Source organism: Gordonia sp. (in: high G+C Gram-positive bacteria), assembly GCF_020438995.1.
Taxonomy (GTDB): Bacteria; Actinomycetota; Actinomycetes; order Mycobacteriales; family Mycobacteriaceae; genus Gordonia.
The window spans coordinates 1-10779 of record NZ_JAGQTN010000023.1 but is presented as its reverse complement, the minus strand read 5'-3'; the positions used below and the strand labels follow the sequence as shown (position 1 = coordinate 10779).

At 65.6% G+C, this 10779-nt stretch carries 10 protein-coding genes and 2 pseudogenes; 6 read left to right on the top strand and 6 right to left on the bottom strand.

All coding sequences use genetic code 11. From position 1 onward, the window contains the following. A pseudogene (locus tag KDB67_RS01820) lies at window positions 1–924 on the bottom strand (hypothetical protein); the annotation flags it as partial. Between the two features lie 140 nt (window positions 925–1064). Between KDB67_RS01820 and rpsF the strand changes: the two are divergent. From rpsF to rplI, 4 genes are all read left to right on the top strand, one after another. Beyond that, complete coding sequence (gene rpsF, locus KDB67_RS01815; RefSeq protein ID WP_291011651.1) at window positions 1065–1346, top strand: 30S ribosomal protein S6; 282 nt, start codon at window positions 1065–1067, stop codon at window positions 1344–1346. A 139-nt stretch (window positions 1347–1485) separates the two neighbouring features. Beyond that, complete coding sequence (locus KDB67_RS01810; protein ID WP_291011649.1) at window positions 1486–2001, top strand: single-stranded DNA-binding protein; 516 nt, start codon at window positions 1486–1488, stop codon at window positions 1999–2001. A 59-nt stretch (window positions 2002–2060) separates the two neighbouring features. Further along, on the top strand, window positions 2061–2315 hold the full coding sequence (gene rpsR / locus KDB67_RS01805) for a 30S ribosomal protein S18 (protein ID WP_005183045.1): 255 nt from the start codon (window positions 2061–2063) through the stop codon (window positions 2313–2315). 14 nt (window positions 2316–2329) lie between these two features. Beyond that, on the top strand, window positions 2330–2782 hold the full coding sequence (gene rplI, locus KDB67_RS01800; RefSeq protein WP_291011640.1) for a 50S ribosomal protein L9: 453 nt from the start codon (window positions 2330–2332) through the stop codon (window positions 2780–2782). A 70-nt stretch (window positions 2783–2852) separates the two neighbouring features. Here the strand turns inward: rplI and KDB67_RS01795 are convergent, their stop codons facing one another. The 4 genes from KDB67_RS01795 to KDB67_RS01780 form a co-directional block, all read right to left on the bottom strand. Further along, the gene (locus KDB67_RS01795) at window positions 2853–3518 is read right to left on the bottom strand and encodes a hypothetical protein (protein WP_291011638.1); all 666 of its coding nucleotides are present in this window, start codon (window positions 3516–3518) and stop codon (window positions 2853–2855) included. Window positions 3519–3680: 162 nt separating this feature from the next. Next, window positions 3681–5363: a glycosyltransferase 87 family protein gene (locus KDB67_RS01790; RefSeq protein ID WP_291011635.1), complete on the bottom strand. Its 1683-nt coding sequence runs from the start codon at window positions 5361–5363 to the stop codon at window positions 3681–3683. Window positions 5364–5488: 125 nt separating this feature from the next. Further along, entirely contained in the window at window positions 5489–7789 is a 2301-nt protein-coding gene (locus tag KDB67_RS01785; RefSeq protein ID WP_291011632.1) for a transglycosylase domain-containing protein, read from the bottom strand. Window positions 7790–7960: 171 nt separating this feature from the next. Continuing rightward, a complete protein-coding gene (locus tag KDB67_RS01780) occupies window positions 7961–8350 on the bottom strand; it encodes a DUF5318 family protein (RefSeq protein ID WP_291011629.1) in 390 nt (129 codons plus the stop codon). A gap of 273 nt (window positions 8351–8623) precedes the next feature. On the opposite strand from KDB67_RS01780, the gene KDB67_RS01775 reads away from it, so the two are divergent. Both KDB67_RS01775 and KDB67_RS01770 read left to right on the top strand, forming a co-directional pair. After that, on the top strand, window positions 8624–9319 hold the full coding sequence (locus KDB67_RS01775) for a PadR family transcriptional regulator (protein WP_291011654.1): 696 nt from the start codon (window positions 8624–8626) through the stop codon (window positions 9317–9319). Then, a complete protein-coding gene (locus KDB67_RS01770) occupies window positions 9312–10406 on the top strand; it encodes an inositol-3-phosphate synthase (protein WP_291011626.1) in 1095 nt (364 codons plus the stop codon). The genes KDB67_RS01775 and KDB67_RS01770 overlap by 8 nt, the downstream gene beginning before the upstream one ends. Window positions 10407–10479: 73 nt before the next feature. Here KDB67_RS01770 and KDB67_RS01765 read toward each other — a convergent pair. Beyond that, window positions 10480–10779: pseudogene (locus tag KDB67_RS01765) on the bottom strand (hypothetical protein); the annotation flags it as partial.

Sequence of the window (10779 nt, the reverse complement as noted above, 5' to 3'; positions counted from 1 at the left end):
GTTTGGTCGCGCATCCGTCTCTTCGGCCACAGGGGTCAAGATGTTTGGTCGCGCATCCGTCTCTTCGGCCACAGGGGTCAAGATGTTTGGTCGCGCATCCGTCTCTTCGGCCACAGGGGTCAAGATGCCTCGTCGCACATCCGTTGATTCGCTCTCAGTTGCTATGAGGGTGGCCCGGCCCTTTGGCCCTTCGCCGCGGGTGAGGACGTATAGGGCGAGGGGGAGGACGAAGAGGCCGGGATAGATCTTGAGGCAGAAGCCCAGTGCCAGGAGGATCGAGGCGAGAATCGCGCTGGTACGCAACGACAATCGTCGTCGACCTGTTTTCGTGCTGGTGCCCGCACCCCAGGCCATCACCGCCACCGCCCCGACAGCCGTTGCGGTGACCGGCAATTCCCAGTTGTGGAACGAGTACAGCACCAAAGGTGGTGTGGCAGCCCAGAACAGCACCCACCAGCGCACCATCAACGCCAACAGCACCGTGATCGCCAGACCGAACGGGACCAGCAGCCACACCGAATGCTGAAAGAACTCGGTATCGGTGTGGGCGCCGATCGCCCCGAGCCACATCAGCATCCCCGACAGCACCGGATATTCGACGACGCCGCCGAACAGCTTTCCGTCGGCGTTGATGCCGCCGTGAATGTACGGGAATATGTGTTCGTCGATTCCGCGGCCCCGCCACAGGAACATCAGGTCCGAATAACAGGGCACCACGGCGTCCGGGTCGCCGACCGGCCAATGCGAACTACGGCCACCCTCCAGAAACGGCGGCCCACCGCATTTGACCTTGACCAGATACGACCAATACATCAGCAGCGACGTCAGCAGCAGCGACACCACGACGATGACCGCGGTCTCGCCGCGGCGCGACAGGGACGTGCGCCCGACTCGCAGAACAGGTTGAAAACTGACGTCGAGCATACGCTACAGGGTAGGTGGTGGACGCGCGATTTCGCAGGTCAGGGGTTGACCGTGTATCTTGGGGCGGTTGCCGACGCAGGCGACCCTCCTGCCACGGACAGTCCGTGGCCGACCTAGCCCATAGGAGGTGATGTGGTCATATGCGTCACTACGAATTGATGGTCATCCTCGATCCCAGTCTGGACGAGCGCACCGTCGCCCCTTCACTCGATACCTTCCTCAACGTTGTCCGCAACGACGGTGGAAAGGTTGACAACGTCGACGTCTGGGGCAAGCGCCGTCTTGCCTACGAGATCGCCAAGCACAGCGAGGGCATCTACGCCGTCATCGATCTCAACGCCGAACCCGCCACCGTCAACGAGCTCGATCGTCAGCTCAAGCTGAACGACTCGGTGCTGCGGACCAAGGTTCTGCGCAAGTAATCCTGGGCGGGCGGTTGTGGATAACCGCCCGATCGCACCCGGATTTGTCGTACCCACGTTCTAGGGTGGAAACCAACTCCACAACAGAGCAGGTGCGGCTCGACCTTCGAGTGCACACTCACGACACGAGGGGACTCCCATGGCAGGCGACACGGTCATCACCGTCATCGGCAACCTGACCGCCGACCCGGAACTGCGGTTCACACCGTCCGGCGCGGCAGTTGCCAACTTCACGGTGGCATCCACACCGCGCACCTTCGACCGTCAGACCAACGAGTGGAAGGACGGCGAAGCGCTGTTCCTCCGCTGCAACATCTGGCGCGAGGCCGCGGAGAACGTCACCGAAAGCCTGGTCAAGGGCACCCGAGTCATCGTGCAGGGACGACTCAAGCAGCGCTCCTACGAAACCCGCGAGGGCGAGAAGCGCACAGTCGTCGAACTCGAGGTCGATGAGATCGGTCCCTCGCTGCGATACGCCACCGCCAAGGTCAACAGGGCCTCGCGCGGCGGCGGAGGCGGCGGTGGTTTCGGATCCTCCGGCGGCGGCGCGAGCCGCGGCGGCGGATCGAACCAGCCGGTGGCCGACGATCCGTGGGGCTCTGCCCCCGCGAGCGGATCGTCGTTCAGCGGCGGGGACGACGAACCCCCCTTCTGATATTCGGCGGACACCGGGCAGCTGCCCGGCTCACCCGCAATGCATAACTGGAGCATCCATTGGCTAAGCAAAAAGGCCGGAAGGTCCGCGTCGAAAAGGTCACCAAGACCAAGGCGTGCACCTTCTGCAAAGACAAGAAGACTGCCATCGACTACAAGGACACCGCACTGCTGCGTCGTTTCCTGTCCGACCGCGGCAAGATCCGTTCGCGGCGCGTGACCGGCAACTGCGTGCAGCACCAGCGCGACGTCGCCGTGGCAGTGAAGAACTCGCGTGAGGTGGCCCTGCTGCCCTTCACCTCGACCAGCCGATAAGCGGGAGGACTGACATGAAACTCATCCTCACCGCCGCCGTGGAGAACCTCGGCGAAGCAGGCGACACCGTCGAGGTCAAGGACGGCTACGGCCGCAACTACCTGCTGCCCCGCGGCCTGGCCATCAAGGCCACTCGTGGCGCCCAGAAGCAGGTCGACGACATCCGTCGCGTCCAGGCCGCCCGCGAAGTCCGCGGCGTGGAGCACGCCAACGAGATCAAGCAGGCCCTCGAAGGCCTCGACGCCGTCTCGCTGACCGTGAAGACCCACGACTCGGGCAAGCTGTTCGGTTCGGTCACCGCGGCCGACGTTGCCGGCGCCATCAAGTCGGCCGGCGGACCCGCCGTCGACAAGCGCAACCTGGAGCTTCCCAAGGCCCACATCAAGGCCACCGGCAGCTACCCGATCGTCGTCAAGCTGCACCCGAGCGTCACCGCGAAGGTTCAGCTGGCCGTCGTCTCCGCCTGAGCGTCGGCGTCTGACACACAGCTCCGCCGGTCACCCTCACCAAGGTGACCGGCGGAGTTCTTTGTATGGGTCAGAATGTCTGAGTGGGACCGGACTCGTCCTCCACGACCTCGATCACGCACCGGTCGGCGCCGGGCCGCACGTAGACAGTGCCGGTGAGCGTTCCCGACTTGGACGTGACTCCGGCCCTGGTGGTCACCTTGACCGAATAATGCACCGGTATCCGCGAGCCCGACGCCTCCCCGGACATCACCTCGACGGACGGCGTGCCGTCGGTCTGCGACGACACCTGCAACTCGTCGAGGACCGCGAGCCCGTTGCGCGCATCGGACTTGTCGGGCGAATCGTCGCAGTAGGTGTCGATGGCCTGCTCGTACCGGCTGGTGTTACCCGGCGAGAACGTGCTGCTGTTGACGATGAACTCCCGTACGAAAGCCTCATGGTTCTGGGCCGGGGTATCACTGCCCGCGGCGACAGGGTCCTTCGTCGGCGACGACCCATCGTCGTCACCGCTCACGAGGACGAACACGAAAGTCACAACCAAGACCACCAGTCCCGCACCGATTCCCAGCGCCAACCAGAGTCCGCCGCCGCCACGTTTGGGTGGCGGCCCGGGCGGATACTGCCCCGGCGTGTAGCCGTGGGCAGCCTGCTGGGCCGGGCCGAAGGGCTGGGCTGCGCTATACGGCTGGGCTACGCCGGGATAGGGCTGAAACGGACCCTGCTGCGGAGACACGCCGGGACCGAACCCGGGTCCCGACCGACCAGGCGGCGTGCCACCGTACGGTCCCGGTCCGGAAAAAGTCATACAGCCACCCTAGCCGCGAAGAACCGGCTGGACCCTCCCAAGCTACACCGGTTGAATGGTCCTGGCCGACCCAGGCAACCAGCAATGGAACTACTCGACGGACGGCCCCGACAGCGAGTTCTCCGGTGCGATCGGGTCCACCGGCACCGGCCATGCCTCGACGACCTGCCTCGCGCGGCGCCTGCTCCACTTACCCATCCGGTCGGTCGCACCGTCGAGGACCCCACCCGCGGGATCGTCAAACCGCACCCCACTCCCGGCGCCGTAATCGTTCGGCCCGCTCGCTACGCTCCCGGCGCCGCATCCATTCGGCCCACTCGCTACGCTCCCGGCGCCGGTCCGCACGAGGTCGTCCTCCGGATGCCAGATCTGCCACACGACCACGACGCACAGGGCGACGACCATCAGACCGCGGACCACCACTGCGACGGTGAACCATTCTTCGGGAAGCCAGCGACGCTCGGGGTCGAGAAACAGCGTCATACGCGGAATCCACACCAGCGCGTCGATGGCCATCCAGGCGAACAGCAACCGCGTGTGCGGAATGGCCAGCACCGCCAGCGGTACCAGCCACAGGGAGTGCTGCGGACTCCATGCTTTGTTGATCAGCAGGAAGCCGGCGACCGCAAGGAAGGCCAGCTGGGCGACGCGCGGGCGTGTCGGTGCTCGCAGGACGACGACGGCCAGAGCGATCGCGAGTACCACCGCTCCCAGCAACGACACCGCATCGAGCAGGTCATTGTTCCACGTGAAACCAATCGAATCGGACAGGATGCGATAGACCGAGTCTGGGTCGGCCCCCCGGTCGGAGTTGTAGCGGAAGTACTCCAGCCACCCGGACGGATAGAAGATCACGATCGGCAGGTTCACGGCCACCCACGCGCCCACCGCGCCCAGCGCCGTCCTGGTGAACTCCCGCACTGTCCCCGCACGCCAGCACAGCAATAACAGAACGAGCAGCAGAACCAGTGGATACAGTGTGACGGCTGTCCCGAACCCGATGAACACCCCCGCGAGCCACGGTTTCCTGCGAGACCAGGACAGCAATGCGAGCGCGACGAAGCCGGTGGCGATGGCATCGAAGTTGGTGAACGCGTGCACCAGGACCAGCGGCGACAGCGCCGCGATCCACGCCGACCAGATCCGGGCCCGCGCGGTAAGGGCGGTGGCCCAGATGGTGATCAACCAGAAGGCGAGCAATCCCAGGGCTGCGATGTCGAAGTAGCCGACGGTCACATACGGTGCGGGGATTCCCCAGTTGTCGTGCGCGGCGGCCCACCACTGGGCGAGCTTGGCCGCCCCATACATGTACAGCCCGGTGAGCACCGGATACTCCATGTACCGCTTGACCTGTTCGCCTTCGCCCGCTTTCGCGCCGGGGTCGGAGTTCTCGTGCCAGAACGTCTTGTAGGGGAAGGTGTTGCCCCGGTCGAGCTTCTCCGCTTGGTACAGAGCGAGGACGTCGGAGTAACAGAGATTGGTGAACTGACGCTGGTTGTCGTTGGTCAGCCGCGTCTCGGTGCCGGCGGACGTGGTGGTGCTGCTCGTCTGCAGGCAGGCCGCCTTGCCGAACCAACTCAGCGCCGTCACGCACAGCGCAAGGGCAAGCAGCACTCGCAGCGGGGTCACCCAACGGCTGCGTCCCACCGCGGCGTGCCGCCCCAGACCACCGCCGACCATCGTGGCCGCGCCGGCGGGCACGCCGTCGTTCCACGTCGGGACCACCCGGTCGACGAGCGTCCGGTCATCGACGGCGTACGGTCGCGGCGACACGTAACCGCCCCCGGCGTCCACCTCTACCGGGCCGGGCCCGACCGAGTCCGTCCGGTGTGCGTCCACATCGTTCGACGACAACCCGGCGTCCGTCACCGCACCACTACCTGTGCGCTCACCATCGATCAGGGGAAGGGTGCCTCGACGCCGTCGTTGCCGGCGATATCGCCGCCACCGGTACCACCTGTGCCACCGCCGGTGCCGCTGTTGTCGCCGCCCACGTTGTTGTTGCCCGCGCCGGTGCCGTCATCACCGCCGGTACCTCCCCCGTTTCCGAAGTTTCCGCCACCGGGAACCGTCACGGTCACACCCGGCGCGAGCGTCACGCCGCCATTCTCGTCGACCGTCGGCATCTGCGGCCGATAGCGGGTCGGGCTGCGCTGAGTGGTCGTCTCGGGCGTGTCGTAGTACGTCTGGGTCGGGGTGGTATACGTGACCGGCGGCGGCTCGTACGGAATGCCTGCCTGGCCACCGACTGCGTCGGGCTCGGGGAAGTCCTCGAGCTCGTCGCCGTCGAGCGCCCCGTCCATCGCGGCCTTCCAGATCTGCGCGGGCAGACCGCTGCCGTAAATATTCGAGCCGCCGTAGTTCAGCAGCGCGGTGCCCTTGTCGGTGCCCACCCACACCGCGGTGGACAGCTGCGGCGTATAGCCGACCATCCAGGCGTCCTTGTTGTTGCCGGTGTCGCCGAGCTGCGCGGTGCCGGTCTTGGCCGCGGACTTACGCGCGCCGAAATTCGGATCGTAGAGCGAATTGCCGTTGGAGTACGCGGCGATCGGCACAAGCGCGGCGGTCACGTTGTCGGCGACCTTGGCCGCGAACACCCGCTTGCCCTTGTTCTGCTTGTGTTCATAGAGCACGACACCGTCAGCGGTCTCGACCTTCTGCACGAAGTACGGTTCGCGGTAGATGCCGGAGGCGGCGAGTGTGGCGTACGCGGACGCCATGTCGATGACCCGCGACGGGTACTGACCGAGAACCACGCCACCCTCGGGCTTGCCGTTCTTCTCCACCAGTGTGTGTTCGATGGTGCCGAAGCTCTCGGCGACACCGGCCTTGTGCGCGGCAGCGGCCACATCCGAGGCCCCGTGCTTGAGGTCCATCATCAGCCGGTAGTACACCGTGTTGAGCGACATCTTCATCGCCGTGGCGAGGTTGCAGCTGCCACAGCTCTCGCCGTCGGAGTTGTTGACCGTGAGCCCGCCCGGCGCGTCGTAGGGTGAGGAGTCATACACCTGGGACAGCGGAATGCCCTGTTCGAGGGCCGCGACCAGCCCGAACACCTTGAACGACGATCCGGTCTGCAGACCCGCCTGCGAGTAGTCCCAGCCCTGACCGTCGTTGCCGCCGAAGTAACCGCGCACCGCACCGGTCTTGGGTTCAATCGACACCACGGCGTCGCGCAGGTTGTCCGGTTCGCCTTCGAGCTTTCCGTTGGCGGCCTTGACGGCGGCATTCTGTACCTGCGGATCGATCGTGGTGGTGATCTTGAGGCCTTCGGTGCGGATCTCCTCGTCGGTGACGACCCCGAGCCTGGTGAGCTCCTCGACCACCTGCCGTTTGATCAGGCCGTTGGGTCCGGGGGTGACTTCACCGTTGCTCTTGGGTGCGGTCCTGACCCTGGGGAACTTCTGCGCGGCCCGGTCGGACGGCGACATCGCGCCGATGGTGACCATGCCGTCGAGCACGTAGTTCCAGCGGATCTTCGCCGCATCCTCGTCGACGGCCGGATCGAGATAGGACGGCGACCGGATGACGCCGGCGAGGAGCGCACCCTCGGCCGGGGTGAGCTTCTGGACAGGTTTGCGGAAGTAGGCCTGCGACGCCGCCGAGATGCCGTACGCGCCGCGACCGAAGTAGATGGTGTTGAGGTAGGCGGCCATGATGTCGTCTTTGGTCCACTCGTTGGACATCTTGGTCGCGATCGCGAGTTCCTTGAACTTGCGCTTGTAGGACACCTCGTTGCCGACGAACGCGTTCTTGACGTACTGCTGGGTGATGGTCGAGCCGCCGCCGGCGGTATCGTCGCTGGTCAGCTTGCCTTTGACGGCTCGGCTCAGACCGCGGATGGAAAAGCCCGAGTTGGTACGGAACTCGCGGTCCTCGGCGGCGATCACCGCGTCCTGCACCCAGACCGGGACGTCGGAGATCTTGACGTCGGTGCGGTTGCCGTCCTCGGGCACGATCCGCGCGATGGTCCGGCCCTTGCTGTTGACGATCGTCGACACCTGGGCCTGTTTGATGTCGCCTGGGGCGGGGACGTCGGTGCCGACGTAGACGCCGAGGAAGGCCACCACGGCGACGATCAGGCCGACGGGAACGATCGCGGCGACGATGCCGATGGCCCATGCCAGTTGCCGGTAGCCTGCGTGGCGGGTGCCACCTCCGGATCCCGATGGACGCGACGGACCCTTCGTGCTGCTCATGTCAACCTTCCCGACCGTCCGGCACCACGCCGTCGGTCGTCTATCTCCCCAGCGTTTCACCGTAGCCGTCTATCGCGCGGGTGCCACTGAATCAGTTACCACTGTGACGTACTCGACCCGCGCAGAGCAAAGACCGGTGCAGCCGGTCACGGCCGGAGCGACCGGTGTGACCTACTTGGCGACTCTGCGCCCGCGGGTCGATCTCGGTGGCAAACCCGCAACGTACGACTGCACCAAATGGTTCCAGCTGCATGTTCGGCAGACCTCGACGACGTGCACGGAGAACTCCTCCGCGGTGCCGGCGAGGCGGGCGATCTCTTCGGTTGTCCGGGCCGATCCCGATACCTGGCCGAGTTTGTCGCCGAACACCCAGGACACCAGCGTGACCTGCTCTTTCCTGCAAATCGGGCACAGCGTGGGCGACGGGCGTCCGTGGAATTTCGCGGCGCGCAGCAGATAGGGACTCGCGTCGCAGACGTCGGCGACGGCGCGACGGCCCGAGTGGACCTCAGCGAGCCGGGCCTTGCGCTGCAGGGCGTAGTCGATGATCTGGCGTTGCACGCATTTCAGCGTACGTGGTCGGCGGTTCCGGTGCCCCGGTACGGGCCGTTGCGATGGGAGTACCGGGACGACGGCTCGGATGCCGTTACCGCGGTCACAGCAATGCCACAGGAGCGTCGTACAACACGACACGTCGACCCGATGTGGACACAGAACATATCGGTGCGATACATTCACCATCACATCGGCGCGAGGTGTCGTGCCGAGCTGTCAGACCGACGTCCTTATTGACCGACGTACTTGTTGACCGACGTGATGAGAGGGGTGACCGGAGTGCTCGAACTCGCCATCCTCGGGTTGCTCATCGAATCCCCGATGCATGGCTACGAGCTACGCAAGCGGCTCACCGGTCTCCTCGGCGCGTTCCGTGCCTTCTCGTACGGCTCGCTGTATCCCACTCTCAAGCGGATGCAGACCAGCGGGCTGATCGACGAGACGGTCGGACCGCTCGGACCCAAGGTCCGGCGGGCACGCCGCGTCTACCAGCTCACCGACGCGGGCCGCGAACGCTTCGCCGAACTCGTCGCCGATACGGGTCCGCAGAACTACACCGACGACGGTTTCGGCGTCCACCTGGCGTTTTTCAGCCGGACACCGGCCGTTGCCCGGATGCGGATCCTGGAGGGCCGTCGTCGTCAGGTCGAGGAACGCCGAGAAGGGCTCCGTGAGCTCATCGGACGTTCCAACCGATCCGGCGACCGCTACACCCGACAACTGCATGAACTGAGCCTCGAATCGAGCGAACGCGAAGTGCGCTGGCTCAACGAGCTCATCGCGGCCGAGGCGTCGGACACCAACAGTCCCGACACCGCGTACACCGCGACCACTGACCGGAGGCCTGCCGACCTCCACGAAACGGACTCACAGGAGAGCCGTGTCCGGGGCGTCGCAGCCCCATCCCAGAAGGAGCCGGTTCCGCAGCAGTACGCTGTGGCGCCGCGAGAAGAAGGAGAACCCGACCGTGGGTGAGTCCAATAAGGTGCGCGTAGCCATCGTGGGCGTAGGAAACTGCGCCTCATCCCTGGTTCAGGGCGTGCAGTACTACAAGGATGCCGACGAGAATTCGACCGTTCCCGGTCTGATGCACGTTAAGTTCGGCCAGTATCACGTGCGCGACGTCGAGTTCGTCGCCGCGTTCGACGTCGACGCCAAGAAGGTCGGCTTCGACCTCTCCGACGCGATCTTCGCCAGCGAGAACAACACCATCAAGATCGCCGACGTGCCGCCGACCGGCGTCACCGTCTCGCGCGGCCACACCCTCGACGGCCTGGGCAAGTACTACCGCCAGACCATCACCGAGGCCGACGGCGAAGGTGTCGACGTGGTGCAGGCACTCAAGGACGCGCAGGTCGACGTCCTCGTCAGCTACCTGCCCGTCGGTTCCGATCAGGCCGACAAGTTCTACGCTCAGTGCTGCATCGACGCGGGCGTCGCCTTCGTCAACGCACTGCCCGTCTTCATCGCCTCCGACCCGGAGTGGGCACAGAAGTTCCGCGACGCCGGTGTGCCGATCGTCGGCGACGACATCAAGAGCCAGGTGGGCGCCACCATCACCCACCGCGTGATGGCGAAGCTGTTCGAGGACCGCGGCGTGGCCCTCGACCGCACCTACCAGCTGAACGTCGGCGGCAACATGGACTTCAAGAACATGCTCGAGCGTGAGCGTCTGGAGTCCAAGAAGGTCTCCAAGACCCAGGCCGTCACCTCCAACCTGACCGGTTCGCTCGCGGGCAAGGTGCACGACAAGAACGTGCACATCGGCCCGTCGGACCACGTCGAGTGGCTCGATGACCGCAAGTGGGCCTACGTCCGCCTCGAAGGCCGCGCCTTCGGTGACGCCCCGCTGAACCTGGAGTACAAGCTCGAGGTGTGGGACTCCCCCAACTCGGCCGGCATCATCATCGACGCCGTCCGCGCCGCCAAGATCGCCAAGGACCGCGGCCTCGGTGGCCCGATCCTCCCGGCCTCGGCCTACCTGATGAAGAGCCCGCCGGAGCAGATCGCCGACGATGTCGCGCGTGCGCAGCTCGAAGCGTTCATCATCGGCGCCGAGTAATTCTCTGCCGCTGACAACAGCCGCGTGAGTACCTTCCGGGGTACTCACGCGGCTGTTGTCGTCGACCGGGACGTCACCTGATTTCAGGGATGCACCAGCCGCCTTGTTGGGAGCCGACGAGGAAGGATCGCTTGCGGTTGTCGACGGTGCCGGTGACGCGGATCAGTTCAGAGCCTTCGCGGGCAGCCCGGAAGCTGTTCGCGTCGTAGCCGCCCACCTTCCCGAGCGCCTTTGATACCGACGGGACGACGGGGTGGCCCATCTGGGTTTCCCAGTTGCGGTTGATCTGCGGCAGGCAGGTCAGCGGGTAGGTGGTCTCGGTGTCGGCGGAGTTGACCGGTTTGCCCTGGGCACGGCGCAGAGCGCGTTGCAC

Excerpts from the sequence above, each read along its gene's own strand:
- KDB67_RS01785 (WP_291011632.1), bottom strand. The coding sequence starts at position 7,789 with ATGAGCAGCACGAAGGGTCCGTCGCGTCCATCGGGATCCGGAGGTGGC.
- rpsF (WP_291011651.1), top strand. The coding sequence starts at position 1,065 with ATGCGTCACTACGAATTGATGGTCATCCTCGATCCCAGTCTGGACGAG.
- KDB67_RS01810 (WP_291011649.1), top strand. The coding sequence starts at position 1,486 with ATGGCAGGCGACACGGTCATCACCGTCATCGGCAACCTGACCGCCGAC.
- rplI (WP_291011640.1), top strand. The coding sequence starts at position 2,330 with ATGAAACTCATCCTCACCGCCGCCGTGGAGAACCTCGGCGAAGCAGGC.